Source organism: Brevundimonas sp. RM1, from assembly GCF_052907225.1.
This window is the reverse complement of the sequence record NZ_JBRERY010000011.1, coordinates 1-16,353: the sequence shown is the minus strand read 5'-3', so window position 1 is coordinate 16,353 and position 16,353 is coordinate 1. Positions and strand designations below refer to the sequence as shown.

Genomic DNA, 16,353 nt, shown 5'->3' with positions numbered 1-16,353 from the left:
CCCCTACCCGATCAGCGACGGACAGGAGCGGAACCGCCCCGGCCACGGCCGCGCAACTTGGCCTTCTTGATCAGCCCTTCGTACTGGTGCGCCAGCAGGTGCGACTGGATCTGGGCGACAGTGTCCATCGTCACCGAGACCACGATCAAGATAGACGTTCCGCCAAAGTACAGGCTGTTGCCCAGGCTGCTGACCAGGAACTCCGGCAGAAGACAGACGGCGGTGATGTAGGCGGCGCCGATCACCGTCAGGCGCGTCAGGACATAGTCCAGATACTCGGCCGTACGCTTGCCCGGACGGATGCCCGGCAGGAAGCCGCCGTACTTGCGCAGGTTCTCGGCCGTGTCCTCGGGGTTGAAGGTGATCGAGGTGTAGAAGAAGCAGAAGAAGACGATCAGGACGGCGTACAGGATCATGAACACCGGCTGGCCGTGCGTCAGCTGAGCCGTCACCAGGGGCAGCCAGCTCATCCAGTCCGGCAGGTTCGCATTGGCCGTGAACTGGGCCACCGTCGTCGGCAGCATCAGCAGCGACGAGGCGAAGATGGCCGGGATCACGCCCGCGGTGTTGACCTTCAGCGGCAGGAAGCTGCGCTCGCCGCCCGTCATGCGGTTGCCTTCCTGGCGCTTCGGATACTGGATCAGAAGGCGGCGCTGGGCGCGTTCCATGAAGACGATGAAGACGATGACCGCCACCGCCATGATGGCGATGAACAGCAGGGTGAAGGCCGACATCTGCCCCTGCTGGGCCAGGCCCAGCATCCGCGCCACCGTCGACGGCAGAACCGCCACGATGCCCGCGAAGATGATCAGGGAGATGCCGTTGCCGACGCCGCGCGCCGTCACCTGCTCACCCAGCCACATCAGGAACATGGTGCCGCCGGTCAGGACGGTGACCGTCGAAATAATGAAGAACAGACCCGGCTGGTCGATCAGGCCCGGCTGGGCGTTCAGGCCCACCGCAATGCCGAAGGACTGGGCCAGGGCCAGGAACACCGTCAGATAGCGGGTGTACTGGTTCAGCTGCTTGCGGCCCGACTCGCCGCCTTCCTTCTTCAGCTTCTCCCACGGCGGATACACCGCGCCCATCAGCTGGACGATGATCGACGCCGAGATGTAGGGCATGACGTTCAGCGCGAACACGGCCATGCGCTCGACGGCGCCGCCCGAGAACATGTTGAACATGTCCAGGATGCCGCGTTGGCCATCCGGGTTCTGGAAGAAGGCCAGGAAGGCCTCGCCGTTGATCCCAGGGATCGGAACATAGGTGCCGATCCGATAGACCAGCAGCGCGCCCAGCGTGAACAGCAGGCGCTTGTGCAGCTCGGTCGCTTTCGCGAACGAGCCCATGTTCATATTGGCAGCAAGTTGTTCAGCGGCCGAAGCCATCAGGCGGTCCCCACGACTATGCCCGTCGTCAGATAGGCGGAAAGCGGCGCTCTTGCGAGGGCCGCTTTCGGAAAATCGTCATCCCGGTCCGGACGATCCCGGCGGAGGCGCGAAAGCCGCGCCCCCGACGGGATGACGATATCGGATTTTAGGCCTTGGCGGCGGTGCGCTTGGCGCGAGCCGAGATCTTGTTGGCGTCGCCCTTCGGAGCCTTGGGTTCCGGCGCCTTGCCGCGAGCGGCGTTGCGCTTTTCGAGGCGAGCCGCAGCCTTGGCTTCGGCTTCGATGCGCTGCTGGGTGACCGAGCCGCCGGCGGCTTCGATCGCCTTGACGGCGCCCGACGAGGCCGACCACACGACCAGGTTCAGCTTGGCCTTCAGTTCGCCTTCGCCCAGGACGCGCACGCCGTCCTTGACGCGACGGATCACGCCGGCGGCGACCAGGGCCGCGCCGTTGATCTCAGCCTTGGCGTCCAGCTTGCCGGCGTCGACGGCCTCTTGCAGGCGCCACAGGTTGACTTCAGCCAGCTTCGGCGCGTTCGGCACGTTGAAGCCGCGCTTCGGCATACGCATGTATAGCGGCATCTGGCCGCCTTCGAAGCCGCCGATGGCGACGCCCGAACGCGACTTCTGACCCTTGACGCCGCGACCGGCGGTCTTGCCCTTGCCCGAGCCCGGGCCGCGGCCGACGCGCATACGCTTCTTGGCGGCGCCTTCGTTGTCACGGATTTCATTCAGCTTCATTGCCTGATCCTTTCGGGTTCTAGCGCCAGGTCCGCCAGGCGGTCCTGACTCGGCGTTGGATAAATTGAAGGGCCGCTGATTAAGCGACCCGCGTCAGCATCGCAAGATGCTTCCTTCATAAAGCGAAACGCCCTCCCCCGCGAACGGGAGAGGGCGAACCGTCTTACTTCTCGACCACTTCCACCATGTGAGCGACCTTGGCGATCATCCCACGGACGGAGGGGGTGTCTTCCAGGGTCGACTCACGGCCGATCTGGTTGAGACCCAGGCCCACCAGGGTGGCGCGCTGATCCGACTTGCGGCGGATCGGGCTCGCCGTCTGACGGACGGTCACAGTCTTGTTTTCGGTCTTGGCCATCTATCAGCCCTCCACGGCTTCCGGCGCCGAAGCGCCGTCATTGCGGCGGCCCATCAGGTCGGACACCTTCTTGCCACGCTTGGAGGCGATCTGGCGCGGCGACGACTGAACCTTCAGAGCTTCGAAGGTGGCGCGGATCATGTTGTAGGGGTTCGACGAGCCGGTCGACTTGCCCACGACGTCCTGGACGCCGAGGGTTTCGAGGACCGCACGCATCGGACCGCCCGCGATGACGCCCGTGCCCGGAGGGGCAGCGCGCATCATGATCTTGCCGGCGCCCCAACGGCCCGAGCCGTCGTGGTGCAGGGTGCGGTTCTCGCGCAGCGGAACCTTGATCATGGTCTTCTTGGCTTCTTCGGTCGCCTTACGGATGGCTTCCGGCACTTCGCGCGCCTTGCCGTGACCGAAGCCGACGCGGCCTTTGCCGTCGCCGACGACCATCAGGGCCGCGAACGAGAACCGGCGGCCGCCTTTGACGGTGGCGGCGACGCGGTTGATGTGCACCAGCTTCTCGATGATGTCCGAATCCGGACCTTCAACGGGAGCGTTGCGGTTGTCGCGACGGTTGCGATCGCCGCCGCCGCGTTGGGGTTCACGAGCCATGCTTGCCGTTCCCTTAGAAGTTCAGACCGGCTTCGCGCGCGGCTTCCGCCAGCGCCTTGACCCGGCCGTGATAGATGTAGCCGCCACGGTCGAAGACGACGTCCGTGACGCCCTTCTCGATGGCGCGCTCGGCGATCAGCTTGCCAATCTTGGCGGCGGCTGCGACGTCCGAACCCTTGGAACCCTTGCCGCCTTCCAGCGACGAGGCGGAAGCCACCGTGATGCCCTGGGCATCGTCGATGATCTGAGCCGAGATGTTCTTGTCCGAGCGGAAGACCGACAGACGCAGACGACCATTGGCCACCGCCTTGAGGCGACGACGGGTGCGCTCGGCGCGGCGCTTGGCTTGTTGTTGAAGAGAGAGAGCCATGACTTACTTCTTCTTGCCTTCCTTGCGCCGGACGAACTCGCCCTGGTAGCGCACGCCCTTGCCCTTATAGGGTTCCGGCGGACGCATCTTGCGGATGACGGCGGCGATTTCGCCCACAGCCTGCTTGTCGTTGCCCGAGATCTTGATCTCGGTCTGCTTCGGCACGGCGAAGGTGATGCCTTCCGGCGGAACGATGTCCACGTCGTGCGAGAAGCCGAGCTGCAGCGAGAGATCCTTGCCCTTCAGGGCGGCGCGGTAACCGACGCCGACCAGTTCCAAGGTCTTCTCGAAGCCGTCGGTCACGCCGGTCACCATGTTGGCGACCAGGGTGCGCGACAGACCCCACATGGCGCGAGCGCGCTGGGTGTCCGAACGCGGGGTCAGCGACAGTTCGTCGCCTTCCTGCTTGACTTCGATCTCTTCGGCGACGGTCCAGGAGCGTTCGCCCTTCGGACCCTTCACGGTGATGTCCTGACCGTTGAGCGTGACGGTCACGCCCTTCGGCACAGCGATGGTTTTCTTGCCGATACGAGACATATCAGTAGACCCTGCAGAGGACTTCGCCGCCGACGTTAGCGTCGCGAGCGGCGGCGTCGGACATGACGCCCTTCGAAGTCGAAAGGATCGAGATGCCGAGGCCGTTCTTGACCGGCTTAAGATCGCCGATGGCCGAATAGACGCGACGGCCGGGCTTCGACACGCGGGCGATCTCGGCGATCACCGGCTGGCCGTCGAAATACTTCAGCTCGATCTCGAACTGCGGAAACTCACCGGGGTTTTGAACCAGCGAGTAGCCGCGGATGTAGCCTTCGTCCTGCAGCACGTCGAGGACGCGCTGACGTAGACGGGAAGCCGGGGTGAGCACCGACGAACGCTTGCGGGTGGCCGCGTTCTTGATGCGAGCGATCATGTCGCTCAGGGGATCGTTGATCATCATGTCTGTTCGCTCCCCTTACCAGCTCGACTTCGTCAGGCCGGGGATCTGACCCATGTTGCCCAGCTCACGCAGGGCGACACGGCTCATCTTGAGCTTGCGGTAGTAAGCCCGCGGACGGCCCGTGACTTCGCAACGGTTGCGAATGCGGGTCGGTGCGGAGTTACGCGGCAGGGCAGCCAGCTTCAGGCGCGCGTCGAAGCGCTCCTCCAGCGGCAGGCTCTCGTCGTTGGCGGTGGCCTTCAGGGCTTCCCGCTTCGCGGCATACTTCGCAACCAGGGCCTTGACGGCTTCGTTGCGGTTTACGGCGCTTTTCTTAGCCATTGTTCTCTTCCCTTCCCGATCAGTTCACGAACGGGAACTTGAACTCGGTGAGGAGAGCCTTGGCTTCCTCATCGGTCTTGGCCGTGGTGCAGACAACGATGTCCATGCCCCACATCTGGTCGATCTGGTCGTAGTTGATCTCCGGGAACACGATGTGCTCCTTCAGACCCGTGGCGTAGTTGCCGCGACCGTCGAACGAAGTGCCCTTCAGGCCCCGGAAGTCCTTCACGCGCGGCAGAGCGATCGTGATGAAGCGGTCCAGGAACTCGTACATCTGGGCGCCGCGCAGCGTGACCTTGCCGCCGATGACCATGCCTTCGCGCAGCTTGAAGCCGGCGATGGAGTTACGAGCCTTGGTCGGCACAGCCTTCTGACCGGCGATGGCCGTCAGATCCTTGAGGGCCGCGTTGGCCTTCTTGGAGTCGGCGACAGCTTCACCGATACCCATGTTCAGGACGATCTTGTCCAGCTTGGGGATCTGCATCTCGTTGGTGTAGCCGAACTTTTCCTTCAGGACGCCGCGGATGCGGTCCTGATAGTCGGTCTTGAGACGCGGCGTGTACTTGGTGTCGGCCATCAGATGACGTCTCCCGTCGACTTGGCGAAGCGGACCTTCTTGTCCCCTTCGACCTTGAAGCCCACGCGGGTCGCCTTGCCGTTGGCGTCGACGATCGCGACGTTCGACAGGTGAAGCGAGGCTTCCTTGTGCTTGATGCCGCCTTGCGGGTCAGCCTGGGTCGGGCGCGTGTGGCGCTGAACCATGTTGACGCCTTGCACGACGACGCGGTTTTCCGTCGGCAGAACCTGCATCACCTTGCCGGTGCGGCCCTTGTCCTTGCCGGTCAGGACGACGACGTTGTCGCCCTTCTTGATCTTGGCGGCCATGGTTACAGAACCTCCGGAGCCAGCGAGATGATCTTCATGTGGTTCTTGGCGCGCAGCTCGCGCGGAACCGGGCCGAAGATACGGGTGCCGACAGGCTCGTTCTGCTTGTTGACGATGACGGCGGCCGACTTGTCGAAACGGATGACAGAGCCGTCCTTGCGCTGGATGTCCTTGGCGGTGCGCACGACGATGGCGCGAACGACGTCGCCCTTCTTCACGCGGCCGCGCGGAATCGCTTCCTTCACCGAGGCGACGATGGTGTCGCCGATCGAGGCGTAGCGGCGCTTGGAGCCGCCCAACACCTTGATGCACATGACCCGGCGGGCGCCCGAGTTATCGGCGACCTCCAGGTTAGTTTGCATCTGGATCATGGGATCCGATCCTTCTTCTTACGAAGCCGAAGACGGGGAAATGATTTCCCAGCGCTTCAACTTGGACTTGGGGGCGCATTCGATGATGCGCGCGATATCGCCGACTTTGAGAGCGTTAGCTTCATCGTGGGCGTGGTAGTTCTTGGACTTGCGGACCGTCTTGCGGAGCAGCGGGTGCAGCAGGGTGCGCTCGACCTTCACGACGACGGTCTTGTCGCCCTTGTCGGAGACGACCACGCCTTCAAGAATGCGTTTGGGCATCGGTGTTTCCTTACGAGGCCGCACGCTTCTCGCGCAGAAGCGTCGAGATGCGAGCGATGTCCTTGCGCACTTCCGAGACCCGGTGGGTCTTTTCCATCTGGCCGGTGGCGGCCTGGAAGCGCAGGTTGAACTGTTCCTTCTTGAGCTTCAGCAGCTCGTCGGACAGTTGGTCGACGGTTTGCGACCGGAGATCGGCGATCTTGGTCATTAGGCGGCTTGCTCCGTAACGATGCCGGCGTCCAGGCGAGTGACCACCTTGGTGCGGATCGGCAGCTTGGCGGCGCCGAGGCGCAGCGCTTCACGAGCCACGTCGTCCGGCACGCCGTCGATTTCGAACATGATGCGGCCCGGGGCCACGCGAGCGGCCCAGTGGTCCACCGCGCCCTTGCCCTTACCCATCCGCACTTCAGCCGGCTTGCCGGAGACCGGCACGTCCGGGAAGATGCGGATCCAGACGCGGCCCTGACGCTTCATCTGACGGGTGATCGCGCGGCGAGCCGCTTCGATCTGACGCGCCGTGATGCGCTCCGGCTCGACGGCCTTCAGACCGTAGGAGCCGAAGTTCAGCGAGAAACCACCCTTGGACGAGCCGTGGATGCGGCCCTTGAAGGCCTTGCGGTACTTGGTCTTTTTCGGTTGCAGCATGGCCTATCAGCCCTCACGACCACGGCGCGGACCGCGATCACCGCGGGGGCCGCGCTCACGGCCTTCGTTGGACGACGGACCCGAGGCTTCCTGGGCCCAACGCTTGTCCTGGGCCATCGGGTCGTGCTCGAGCACTTCACCCTTAAACACCCAGACCTTCACGCCGATGATGCCGTAGGTCGTCTTGGCTTCATAGAAGCCGTAGTCGATGTCGGCGCGCAGCGTGTGAAGCGGCACGCGACCTTCGCGGTACCATTCCATACGAGCGATTTCGGCGCCGCCCAGACGGCCCGAGACGTTGATGCGGACGCCCTTGGCGCCCAGGCGCATGGCCGACTGCATCGAACGCTTCATGGCGCGGCGGAACGCGATACGGCGTTCCAGCTGCTGAGCGATGTTCTCGGCGATCAGCTGAGCGTCGGTCTCCGGCTTGCGGACTTCGACGATGTTCAGGTGAACTTCGCCTTCGGTGCGGGCCGAGATGTCCTTGCGGAGCTTCTCGATGTCAGCGCCCTTCTTGCCGATCACGACGCCCGGACGGGCGGCGTAGATCGTCACGCGGCACTTCTTGTGGGGGCGCTCGATGATGATGCGCGACACGCCGGCGGCCGACAGGCGTTCCTTCAGCCACGTGCGCAGCTTCAGATCCTGGTGGAGCAGTTTGGCGTAGTCAGCGCCGCCGGCGAACCAGCGGCTGTCCCACGTGCGGTTCACGCCGAGGCGCAGACCGATCGGATTGATTTTCTGTCCCATCAGGCAGCCTCGCCGGCTTCACGGACCACGATCGTGATCTCGCTAAAGGGTTTCAGGATGCGCGAGGAGCGACCGCGAGCGCGGCTCGCGAAACGCTTCATCACCAGGTTCTTGCCCACGAAGGCCTCGGCGACAACCAGGTTGTCGATGTCGAGGTTGTGGTTGTTCTCGGCGTTCGAGATCGCCGAGTACAGAACCTTGCGGACATCGCCAGCGATGCGCTTGTGGCTGAATTCCAGCTCGTTCAGCGCCTTCTGGACCGGCAGACCGCGGATCGACGCGGCCACCAGGTTCAGCTTCTGCGGGCTGATGCGGACGTTGACCAGCTTGGCGCGGGCCTCGGTCGCTTCAACGCGACGGGGGTTCTTGGTCTGGGCCATGGATTACTTCCTCTTGGCCTTCTTGTCCGCCGCGTGGCCCGGGAAGTTCCGGGTCGGGGCGAACTCGCCGAACTTCATGCCGACCATTTCTTCGGAGACCGACACCGGCACATGCTTCTGGCCGTTGTGGACGCCGAACGTCAGACCGACGAACTGCGGCAGGATGGTGGAGCGGCGCGACCACGTCTTGATCACGTCCTTGCGGCCCGACGATTGAGCGGCGTCGGCCTTCTTGAGCAGATACCCGTCGACAAACGGGCCTTTCCAGGAGGAGCGGGCCATTCTTAGCGAGCCTTCTTCACGTGACGGCTACGGATGATGAACTTATCCGTGGCCTTGTTCTTGCGGGTACGGGTGCCCTTGGTGTCCTTGCCCCACGGCGTAACCGGGGTGCGACCACCAGAGGTCCGGCCTTCACCACCACCATGCGGGTGGTCGATCGGGTTCATGGCGACGCCGCGGACGTGCGGACGCCAGCCCATGTGACGCTTGCGGCCCGCCTTGCCCAGGTTCTGGTTCATGTGCTCGGGGTTCGACACGGCGCCGACAACGGCCATGCAGCCGTCCAGAACCATGCGAAGCTCGCCCGAGCCCAGACGGATCTGAGCGTAGCCCTGGTCGCGACCGACCAGTTGAGCGTAGGCGCCGGCCGAACGGGCCAGCTGAGCGCCCTTGCCCGGCTTCATCTCCACGTTGTGGATGATGGTGCCGACGGGGATCGAGCGCAGCGGCATGGCGTTGCCCGGCTTCACGTCGACCTTCTCACCCGCAACGATGGTGTCGCCGGCATGAAGGCGCTGAGGCGCGATGATGTAGGTCTTCTCGCCGTCCGGGTAGACAACCAGGGCGATGAAGGCGGTGCGGTTGGGGTCGTATTCCAGACGCTCGACCGTCCCGACCACGTCGAACTTGCGACGCTTGAAGTCGATCTTGCGGTACAGCTTCTTGGCGCCGCCGCCGCGGAAGCGGACAGCGATGCGACCGCCCTGACCACGACCGCCCGACTTGGTCAGGCCTTCGGTCAGCGACTTCTCCGGGCGGCCTTTGTGCAGCTCGGAACGGTCGACCAGCACCAGGGCGCGGCGGCCCGGCGACGTCGGATTGTAATGCTTCAGAGCCATCTTCTTAGAGCCCCGTCGTGACGTCGATCGACTGGCCTTCGGCCAGCGTCACGATCGCTTTCTTGATGTCCACGCGACGGCCCAGGATACCCCGGAAGCGCTTGGTCTTGCCCTTTTGAACCAGGGTGTTGACCTTGAGGACGTTGACTTTGAACAGGCTTTCGACCGCAGCGGCGATCTCGTCCTTGGTCGCCGTGCCGGCGACGCGGAAGACGACCTTGTTCTGCTCCGACAGGATCGTGGCCTTCTCGGTGATCACCGGAGCCAGGATGGTGTCGTAGTGCTTGGCGGTGGGTTGAGCGGCGGCCATTATGCGGCTTCCTTCTCAGCGAAGCGCGCCTCGATGGCTTCAACAGCCGCCTTGGTCAGCACCAGTTTGTCGGCCCGCAGGATGTCATAGACGTTCAGGCCGGCGTTCGGCAGCACGTCGATGTGCGGGATGTTGCGCGCGGCCAGGCCGAAGTTGGTTTCAACTTCCGGACCCGCGATGATCAGAGCCTTGGTCCAGCCCAGCTTGCCGAAGGTCTCGCGCAGCGAGGCCGTCTTGGCTTCCTTGACCGAGACGCTGTCGACGACGACCAGGTCGCCGGCCTTGGCCTTGGACGACAGGGCGTGACGCAGGGCCAGGGCGCGGACCTTCTTCGGCAGCGAGTAGCCGTGGTCGCGGACAACCGGACCGAAGGCGCGCGAACCGCCGACGAACTGCGGCGCACGGCGCGAACCGTGACGAGCGCCGCCGGTGCCCTTCTGCTTGTACATCTTCTTGCCCGTACGAGAGTTCTCGTTGCGGGTTTGAACCTTGTGCGTACCGGCGCGGCGCTTGGCCAGCTGCCAGTTGACGTAACGGGCCAGCAGGTCGCCGCGGATGTCGGAGATGCCGAAGACGGCGTCCGACAGCTCAACGTCGCCAGCAGCCTTGCCGTCGAGTTTGATGACCGAGAGTTTCATTACGCTTCACCGCCTTCGGTCGCTTCCACGGCCGGCGCTTCAGCCGGGGTCGAAGCGGGTTGAGCAGCGGCCGACTTCACGGCGCCCGGGAACGGGGCGTCCGCAGGACGGGCCTTCTTGATGGCGTCGCTGATCTTGACGTAGGCGCCGTCGTGACCCGGGACAGCGCCCTTGATCAGGATCAGGCCACGCTCAGCATCGACGCGGACGACGGTCAGGTTCTGGGTCGTGACGACTTCCTGGCCGAGATGGCCAGCCATCTTCTTGCCCTTGAAGACCTTGCCCGGATCTTGACGCTGGCCGGTCGAACCATGCGAACGGTGCGAAATCGACACGCCGTGCGAGGCGCGCAGACCACCGAAGTTCCAGCGCTTCATGGCGCCGGCAAAGCCCTTACCAATGGTATGGCCCTGGATGTCGACCTTCTGGCCCGCAAGGAAGTGGTCGGCCGACAGTTCGGCGCCCACGTCCAGCAGGGCGTCTTCACCCACGCGGAACTCGGTTACATAGGCCTTAGGTTCGACCTCAGCCTTCGCGAAGACTTCGCGTTGAGCCTTGGCCGTGTTCTTGGCCTTCTTAACGCCAGCGCCCAGCTGAAGGGCGACGTAACCGTCGCGCTCCTTGGTACGTTGGCCGACGACTTGGCAGCCGTCGAGCTGGAGCACAGTGACCGGAACGTGTGCGCCGTCATCGGCGAACACGCGGGTCATCCCCAGCTTCTTGGCGATCACGCCCGTGCGCATGTCGGATCCCGCCTCTTTCTTTCTTAGATCTTGATCTCGACGTCCACGCCGGCGGACAGGTCGAGCTTCATGAGCGCGTCCACGGTCTGCGGGGTGGGGTCGACGATGTCGAGCACGCGCTTGTGCGTGCGGATTTCAAACTGCTCGCGCGACTTCTTGTCGACGTGCGGCGAGCGGTTCACGGTGAACTTTTCGATCAGGGTCGGCAGCGGGATCGGACCACGAACGGTCGCGCCCGTGCGCTTGGCGGTGTTAACGATTTCGCGCGTCGAAAAGTCGAGGACGCGGTGATCGAAGGCCTTGAGCCTGATGCGGATGCTTTGATCCATATCGGTTGTTATTCCCATGCGGCCGGAGCCGCGTCCCTGTGAACCATTTCAAAGACCGAAGCCTCAGAGCGATCACTCGCCCCCAGGAAACGCAAATCCGCAAAAACGAGCGGCCCACGCAGTCCCCCGCGAAGGCCGTAAGTTCCCAAGAAGCTGCAAAGAACAGTAACTTAGGTCGTCCCTGCGGACCGCGTCTGCACCCGAAAGTGCACAGCCGGTCCAACAAGAGGGGTGCTTATGCCTTCCGATTCCGTTTCCGTCAAGCGCGGAAATCCCCGCCCCGTCAGGGTTTGCGACTCACGCCGCCGACACCCCTCTTCGCCCGCTGCAATGCAACATAACACGGGCCGACCGTTAGGGTCTGAGGCGGGAAAACGGCCAGATGAACGCCGCAGAAAGGCGCCGCCGCAATGCGCTCCGTATACTGACGCAGTTATGCCTTAATGCGTCTCTTTTGGGCAACATCAGCCAATGACGACGAGTTCATGACACGTTTGTAACGGCAAAAGGCAAAAGGGCGACCTATGTTGCCCATCGCCGGAGCGGCCAAGCTGTCCCGGCGGCAGTATATAAGGACAAAAAAATGAAAACCGTCTTTCTCGCTTCGGTCGCCGCCGCGACCCTGATCGCCGCTCCCGCCTTCGCTCAAGACGCCATCGGCTCGGTCGGCATCGCCTACAACTACGCCGACGTCGAAGGCACAGACGTCAACCGCGGCGTCATCGACGGCACGGTCGCTTCGTCGGTGTTCGGCGACTGGACCGTCACCTTCAACGCTGAAGCCGCCTACACCGACGTCAAGCACGCCGGCGACGAAACCACCCTGGCCGGCGCCGTGCACCTGTCGAAGAAGATCGACGACATGCGCTTCGGCGGCTTCTACGGCGCTTCGGAATTCGGCAACACCACGCTGAACACCTTCGGTCTGGAAGGCCAGAAGTACCTGGACCGCGCCACCCTGACGGGCGTCGTCTCGTACGGCACCGCGGCTGACGCCGACATCTGGACCGTGGCCGGCGACGCCGCCTTCTACGCCACGCCGCAACTGCGCCTGAGCGGCGGCGCCGCCTACACCAACGTCGACGCCGACAACATCTTCATCGGCGCCGGCGACGTGGACGCCTGGTCGGCCGGCGTGGCTGCTGAGTACCAGTTCGCCGACACCCCGTACTCGGTCTTCGGCGGCTACGACTACGTCAAGTCCTCGGACCTGGACGTCGACGCCAACGTCTTCAAGATCGGCATGCGCTACAGCTTCGGCGGCGGTCTGCAAGCCCGCGACCAAGCCGGCGCCAACCTGGGCCGCACGCACAACGGCGTGGCCGCCCTGTTCGGCAACTAATCGATCTTCGCGGTCTTCGGACCGCACGGATCAACGAAACCCCGGCGGAGCGATCCGCCGGGGTTTTTGTTTGCCGGACCCTCATGGCTCCAGGCACGAAAAAGGCCCGAGGGGTTCCACGCTCCCGGGCCTTCTCCTTCAGGGACTTTTCGGCGTCAGCGGCCGATGCGCAGATCCCCTGATCCCACGATCGAGCGCGAAACCGCGCCCGTGGCCTGGGCCACACGCACGTCGCCCGATCCGGCGATGGCCGCCGAGACGTCGCCCGCCGTTCCGCCGAAGTTTACGTCGCCGGAGCCGCCGATCGAGACCTCCAGGGTCGAGGCGCGGCCGCCGCGCACCCGCACGTCGCCGGATCCGCCGATGGCGATGCGGGTCTCGCCGTCCACACGCGCCACATCAATGCTGCCTGAACCGCCTACGCTGGCGTCCAGCTTGCCCGTGGCGCCGGCGAAGACCGAGCCGGACCCGCCCACGGCGGCCTCCAGATTGCGCGACGTGCCGGCCCTGATCGAGCCCGAACCGCCGACCGACAGATCCACGTCGCCGTCGACATTGGCCACCGTCCAGGAACCGCAGCCTCCATTGCCCAGCTCGACGGACCGGGCGCCGCGGCCGACCGAACCGAAGATGGCGCCGCCGCCGCTGACCTCGACGTCGCGCGGCGTGCGCAGGACGATCAGAGGAGCGTCCTCCATGCGGATTCGCCCCTTGCCCCGCACCTCGACCGTCGCGCCTTCGCCCGGCTGGCGCGCGCCTGCGGGACCGTTGTTGCAGGAGCCGATCTGACCGCCGTTGAAGCTCATGCCGCGCCCGCGCCCCAGACCGCCGTCGATGCGGACCTGCGCGCCTCGGCGTTCGATGCGAAGCGCCGGCAGGCCGGCCGAGCCTTGCGTGATCTCGACGCCGACGTCGGAACGGTCTTCCGGGATGACGATGACGCGCGCCACCGCGTTGCGGATCGTCACGTCCTCAGCCATGGCCGGCGCCGCCAGAACGGCGGATGCAGCCAGCGCGCTTCCCATGGCGGCGGCGATTGCAGCGGGTTTCATCAGCGGGTCTCCCTGTCTCTGTGTCCAGGAGAAACTGAGGGCCGCGCCCCGCAAAGTCAGTTTAAATCGAGGTCATGAACCCCTTTTAACCTAAGCCCCCCTCAGGTGGCGGAACCGTCTGCACGATCGGGAGCCAAGGTCGCGGCGCCATCCGTCGCGCCAAGAGCGGGTTCGAAATCCCGCTCGAACGTGGCGATGCGGCTCTTCATCAGGCCTGTGCGCTTCAGCGCCACCGACGCGGCCCACCGTGCGGCCAGCTCGGGCTTGCTCATGCGGTCCGTGGCGCGCGGCTCCCCTCCCCGGCTACGCAGGAAGGCGTTGGTGTAGAGGGCGCCGTTGCGAATGCGCGACGGCCAGCTCTGGAACTCCACCGACAGGGAGACGCAGAACCGATCCAGGTTCTCGACCCGATGCGGCGCATAGAAGGGCCAGGTCAGCGCCTGTCCCGGCTCAAGGTCGACGATGCGGGCGTCGTCCTCGAAGGCGCGGCGATAGGGAATCTCTTCGGTCGTCTGACGGGTGACGACCTGCTCCATGCTGCGTTCCGGCAGATGGACTTCGTCGCCCGGATAGACGAACAGGCGTTTGCGCCCGCGCATGTGGAACAGCACCACCCCGCCGGCGTCGAAATGATAGGGCACGCGCGCCTTGGGCGACGACAGGATCAGTTGCCCGCTGGCGCTGGCCGCCTTCAGTCCATAGCCGCCCAGAATGCGGTCGAAATCGATCATGGCCGCGCGCCACAGCTCGGGCCAGCCTTGCTCGACCTTGCGCATATTGACCCACAGACGGCCCTGCTGGATCGCCTCCAGCAGTTCGGCGCCGTTCAGGCGTCCGCGCGAGCCGGTCCGCAGGCTGACCTGCCCCTCGTCGTCGTAGTCATACAGGTTGATGTCGAACAGGTCGGCCGGATAGCGGTCCAGCACCTCGGCCAGGGCCTGATCCTCGGCGAATCCGTCGGCGACCAGGGCATGAGGGTGGACCTCGGCCTGGGTGATCGGGCCCGCGTAGCGCGTCATGGAAGCCGTCATACCGCTCTCCTCATCAATCGGCCGAGCCGGCCGCTTTTTGTTTCCGGACCATGTCGGCTGCGGCGCGCAGCGCGCCCGCTGCCTGACCGGCCAGGCTTGTCTCACACGCCTCGATCACGGACCAACGCCGCCGCGTGCTGAGACGCAGCCGCTCCGCCCGCGCGTGACCGAGCACGCCCAGGGCCGCGCTGGCCGTCGCGCACGCCGCGTTGCCGACGCCTGGTCGAGCCACAACGCCTTCGGCGGTCACAAGGCCCCCGTCGTCGTAGTATTTCTTGTAGTTGCCGCCGACGCCGACGCCGTAATCGAAGATGCGATAGCCGCGTTCCGAGCCCAGCCGGATCGTCTCCTGCGTCAGCACGATGCCGGGCGACCAGCGCGCGACCTCCTGCTCATAGACCGGGAACCACAGGTGGAAATGACGCCCAGCGTGCATGGAATACTCCATGGCGACAACCCGCCCGTCCACGCGCAGCACAGCCATGGAGGCGCCGAAGCCGTCCTCGCCCTGGCAGTCCATCAGGGCGTGAAGCACCTGTTCCGTCCACCCGCAGGCGAAGATGTCGTGATGTCCCGTGCGCCGGTACTGTTCGCTCTTCTCGATGATCAGGCGTTTGAGCAGGGCGTGGTCATGCAGCCCGATCTCGATCTCGACCGCTCTGAACGCACCGTCCAGACCACGACGAGAGCGCTCCTTGTCCTTAAAATATTTCGGGAAGGCCTTCCGACGCCGGGCGTACCAGGCGTCGAATCCGCCCTCCTCGGGCACCACCGAGACCACGCTGTGATTGCGCCGCATCGTCTGCGGCGCCTCGCCGATCCAGGCGGCGGCGGCGAAGCGCGGCGCGCCGATCAGGGCCGCCGCCTCCTGCATCGAAGGCTTGTCGTCACGCGGACCGATGACGCCATGATAGTCGTTCATGGGCGCGGCCAGGGGCTGAACCGTCCCGCCTCGGCGCTGATGCGGATAATAGCCGACGACGCGGCCGTCCCGTTTAAAGACGGCGACAGCCGAACCGGGACAGATCGGCCCGGCCGTCCGTGCGAACTCCCAACGGAAGTACGGGCTGCTCAGATCCGGGTCCGCACGCGCCCACCTGTTCCATTGGACGCCCTCCTCGGCCGACAGCTCGGCGAGGTTGCGGATTTCTACTGATAGTGGTCCCGACATGACGCTCCCTTCGGAACGTTCCCAGCAAGTCCCGTTCCAACGCCCGCTCATACGGCCAAGCCCTTGAGGCCGGGTTAGCGTTCGGCGCCTTGCACAAAAGATCGGAGCTTCGCCGCCCACACCGCATTGAACTCCTTCAGGAGGTCCATATGACGAAACCACGCCCCAAGAGCCGCGAAACCGAGAACGAGAACCAGCGTCCCGACAAGGAGGGCAGTCCGCCTCGCCCAGCTACGGAGCCCAAGGGCGCCGAGGGCAGCAGCAACTCCGGCCGCACGGAAACCGATCCCGCGACCGGCGCGCCGAACGACTGAAAGCAAAACGGCCCCCGGATCGCTCCGGGGGCCGCTCTGTTACGCTTTACTACGGCCTACCGCGCTTTCGCGCTGCTTGAGGCCGGTACGCTTACGCTTACTCTTACTGTTGAACTGGCGAGGACCGAGGCCCTCGCCCATTCTGACGTCGATTACTCGACGATCTTGGCCACGACGCCGGCGCCGACGGTGCGGCCGCCTTCACGGATGGCGAAGCGCAGCTTCTCTTCCATCGCGATCGGCGTGATCAGCTCGACGTCCAGCTCGGCGTTGTCGCCCGGCATGATC

General features: G+C 64.8%; 28 protein-coding genes. 2 read left to right on the top strand and 26 right to left on the bottom strand.

Translation table 11 applies throughout. The annotated features are described in order from the left end of the window. Positions 1 to 11 precede the first annotated feature (11 nt). The 22 genes from secY to rpsJ form a co-directional block, all read right to left on the bottom strand. Positions 12 to 1,388 carry a preprotein translocase subunit SecY gene (secY, locus tag ACU5AP_RS11210; RefSeq protein ID WP_003164387.1) on the bottom strand — a complete coding sequence of 459 codons (1,377 nt, stop codon included), beginning with the start codon at positions 1,386 to 1,388 and terminating at the stop codon, positions 12 to 14. 148 nt (positions 1,389 to 1,536) lie between these two features. Further along, complete coding sequence (gene rplO / locus ACU5AP_RS11205; protein WP_076224065.1) at positions 1,537 to 2,130, bottom strand: 50S ribosomal protein L15; 594 nt, start codon at positions 2,128 to 2,130, stop codon at positions 1,537 to 1,539. Positions 2,131 to 2,293: 163 nt separating this feature from the next. Then, positions 2,294 to 2,488 (bottom strand): 50S ribosomal protein L30, encoded by a 195-nt coding sequence (gene rpmD / locus ACU5AP_RS11200; protein WP_003164384.1) that lies wholly within the window; start codon positions 2,486 to 2,488, stop codon positions 2,294 to 2,296. A gap of 3 nt (positions 2,489 to 2,491) precedes the next feature. Beyond that, positions 2,492 to 3,091 (bottom strand): 30S ribosomal protein S5, encoded by a 600-nt coding sequence (gene rpsE, locus ACU5AP_RS11195; protein ID WP_003164383.1) that lies wholly within the window; start codon positions 3,089 to 3,091, stop codon positions 2,492 to 2,494. Between the two features lie 13 nt (positions 3,092 to 3,104). Next, positions 3,105 to 3,461, bottom strand: coding sequence for a 50S ribosomal protein L18 (gene rplR / locus ACU5AP_RS11190; RefSeq protein ID WP_003164382.1), 357 nt, complete (start codon positions 3,459 to 3,461; stop codon positions 3,105 to 3,107). 3 nt (positions 3,462 to 3,464) lie between these two features. Next, positions 3,465 to 3,998, bottom strand: coding sequence for a 50S ribosomal protein L6 (gene rplF, locus ACU5AP_RS11185; RefSeq protein WP_040345018.1), 534 nt, complete (start codon positions 3,996 to 3,998; stop codon positions 3,465 to 3,467). Position 3,999: 1 nt separating this feature from the next. Further along, entirely contained in the window at positions 4,000 to 4,398 is a 399-nt protein-coding gene (gene rpsH, locus ACU5AP_RS11180; protein ID WP_003170021.1) for a 30S ribosomal protein S8, read from the bottom strand. 15 nt (positions 4,399 to 4,413) lie between these two features. Next, positions 4,414 to 4,719 carry a 30S ribosomal protein S14 gene (gene rpsN / locus ACU5AP_RS11175; protein ID WP_003164381.1) on the bottom strand — a complete coding sequence of 102 codons (306 nt, stop codon included), beginning with the start codon at positions 4,717 to 4,719 and terminating at the stop codon, positions 4,414 to 4,416. Between the two features lie 19 nt (positions 4,720 to 4,738). Further along, entirely contained in the window at positions 4,739 to 5,296 is a 558-nt protein-coding gene (gene rplE, locus ACU5AP_RS11170) for a 50S ribosomal protein L5 (RefSeq protein WP_112999349.1), read from the bottom strand. After that, positions 5,296 to 5,604, bottom strand: a complete 309-nt coding sequence (rplX, locus tag ACU5AP_RS11165) for a 50S ribosomal protein L24 (RefSeq protein WP_003164379.1) — start codon at positions 5,602 to 5,604, stop codon at positions 5,296 to 5,298. Before rplX ends, rplE begins: the two co-directional genes overlap by 1 nt. A gap of 2 nt (positions 5,605 to 5,606) precedes the next feature. Then, positions 5,607 to 5,975, bottom strand: coding sequence for a 50S ribosomal protein L14 (gene rplN / locus ACU5AP_RS11160; RefSeq protein ID WP_003164378.1), 369 nt, complete (start codon positions 5,973 to 5,975; stop codon positions 5,607 to 5,609). A gap of 18 nt (positions 5,976 to 5,993) precedes the next feature. Beyond that, positions 5,994 to 6,236 (bottom strand): 30S ribosomal protein S17, encoded by a 243-nt coding sequence (gene rpsQ / locus ACU5AP_RS11155; protein WP_003164377.1) that lies wholly within the window; start codon positions 6,234 to 6,236, stop codon positions 5,994 to 5,996. A 10-nt stretch (positions 6,237 to 6,246) separates the two neighbouring features. Next, the gene (gene rpmC, locus ACU5AP_RS11150; RefSeq protein WP_003164376.1) at positions 6,247 to 6,444 is read right to left on the bottom strand and encodes a 50S ribosomal protein L29; all 198 of its coding nucleotides are present in this window, start codon (positions 6,442 to 6,444) and stop codon (positions 6,247 to 6,249) included. After that, positions 6,444 to 6,881: a 50S ribosomal protein L16 gene (gene rplP / locus ACU5AP_RS11145; RefSeq protein WP_003164375.1), complete on the bottom strand. Its 438-nt coding sequence runs from the start codon at positions 6,879 to 6,881 to the stop codon at positions 6,444 to 6,446. Before rplP ends, rpmC begins: the two co-directional genes overlap by 1 nt. 6 nt (positions 6,882 to 6,887) lie before the next feature. After that, positions 6,888 to 7,634 carry a 30S ribosomal protein S3 gene (gene rpsC / locus ACU5AP_RS11140; RefSeq protein ID WP_003164374.1) on the bottom strand — a complete coding sequence of 249 codons (747 nt, stop codon included), beginning with the start codon at positions 7,632 to 7,634 and terminating at the stop codon, positions 6,888 to 6,890. Beyond that, complete coding sequence (gene rplV, locus ACU5AP_RS11135) at positions 7,634 to 8,014, bottom strand: 50S ribosomal protein L22 (RefSeq protein ID WP_003164373.1); 381 nt, start codon at positions 8,012 to 8,014, stop codon at positions 7,634 to 7,636. The genes rpsC and rplV overlap by 1 nt, the downstream gene beginning before the upstream one ends. A gap of 3 nt (positions 8,015 to 8,017) precedes the next feature. Continuing rightward, complete coding sequence (gene rpsS, locus ACU5AP_RS11130) at positions 8,018 to 8,296, bottom strand: 30S ribosomal protein S19 (protein ID WP_003164372.1); 279 nt, start codon at positions 8,294 to 8,296, stop codon at positions 8,018 to 8,020. A gap of 2 nt (positions 8,297 to 8,298) precedes the next feature. Then, positions 8,299 to 9,135, bottom strand: a complete 837-nt coding sequence (gene rplB, locus ACU5AP_RS11125; protein ID WP_003164371.1) for a 50S ribosomal protein L2 — start codon at positions 9,133 to 9,135, stop codon at positions 8,299 to 8,301. Between the two features lie 4 nt (positions 9,136 to 9,139). Then, positions 9,140 to 9,445: a 50S ribosomal protein L23 gene (locus tag ACU5AP_RS11120; protein ID WP_003164370.1), complete on the bottom strand. Its 306-nt coding sequence runs from the start codon at positions 9,443 to 9,445 to the stop codon at positions 9,140 to 9,142. Further along, positions 9,445 to 10,083, bottom strand: coding sequence for a 50S ribosomal protein L4 (gene rplD / locus ACU5AP_RS11115; RefSeq protein WP_003164369.1), 639 nt, complete (start codon positions 10,081 to 10,083; stop codon positions 9,445 to 9,447). Before rplD ends, ACU5AP_RS11120 begins: the two co-directional genes overlap by 1 nt. Continuing rightward, complete coding sequence (gene rplC / locus ACU5AP_RS11110; protein WP_003164368.1) at positions 10,083 to 10,826, bottom strand: 50S ribosomal protein L3; 744 nt, start codon at positions 10,824 to 10,826, stop codon at positions 10,083 to 10,085. The genes rplD and rplC overlap by 1 nt, the downstream gene beginning before the upstream one ends. A gap of 23 nt (positions 10,827 to 10,849) precedes the next feature. After that, the gene (gene rpsJ, locus ACU5AP_RS11105) at positions 10,850 to 11,155 is read right to left on the bottom strand and encodes a 30S ribosomal protein S10 (RefSeq protein WP_003164367.1); all 306 of its coding nucleotides are present in this window, start codon (positions 11,153 to 11,155) and stop codon (positions 10,850 to 10,852) included. A gap of 583 nt (positions 11,156 to 11,738) precedes the next feature. Between rpsJ and ACU5AP_RS11100 the strand changes: the two genes are divergently transcribed. Continuing rightward, positions 11,739 to 12,497 carry an outer membrane protein gene (locus ACU5AP_RS11100; RefSeq protein ID WP_003164365.1) on the top strand — a complete coding sequence of 253 codons (759 nt, stop codon included), beginning with the start codon at positions 11,739 to 11,741 and terminating at the stop codon, positions 12,495 to 12,497. Between the two features lie 155 nt (positions 12,498 to 12,652). On the opposite strand, the gene ACU5AP_RS11095 is transcribed toward ACU5AP_RS11100, so the two are convergent. The 3 genes from ACU5AP_RS11095 to ACU5AP_RS11085 form a co-directional block, all read right to left on the bottom strand. Beyond that, positions 12,653 to 13,549: a GIN domain-containing protein gene (locus tag ACU5AP_RS11095; RefSeq protein WP_003164364.1), complete on the bottom strand. Its 897-nt coding sequence runs from the start codon at positions 13,547 to 13,549 to the stop codon at positions 12,653 to 12,655. 101 nt (positions 13,550 to 13,650) lie between these two features. Next, a complete protein-coding gene (locus ACU5AP_RS11090) occupies positions 13,651 to 14,580 on the bottom strand; it encodes a transcriptional regulator (protein WP_446681248.1) in 930 nt (309 codons plus the stop codon). Between the two features lie 13 nt (positions 14,581 to 14,593). After that, the gene (locus ACU5AP_RS11085) at positions 14,594 to 15,751 is read right to left on the bottom strand and encodes a GNAT family N-acetyltransferase (protein ID WP_112999352.1); all 1,158 of its coding nucleotides are present in this window, start codon (positions 15,749 to 15,751) and stop codon (positions 14,594 to 14,596) included. A gap of 149 nt (positions 15,752 to 15,900) precedes the next feature. Between ACU5AP_RS11085 and ACU5AP_RS11080 the strand changes: the two genes are divergently transcribed. Beyond that, positions 15,901 to 16,065: a hypothetical protein gene (locus tag ACU5AP_RS11080; protein ID WP_003164362.1), complete on the top strand. Its 165-nt coding sequence runs from the start codon at positions 15,901 to 15,903 to the stop codon at positions 16,063 to 16,065. 152 nt (positions 16,066 to 16,217) lie between these two features. On the opposite strand, the gene ACU5AP_RS11075 is transcribed toward ACU5AP_RS11080, so the two are convergent. Continuing rightward, on the bottom strand, positions 16,218 to 16,353 hold a 136-nt coding region (locus ACU5AP_RS11075; RefSeq protein WP_446680977.1), incomplete at its 5' end, for an EF-Tu C-terminal domain-related protein.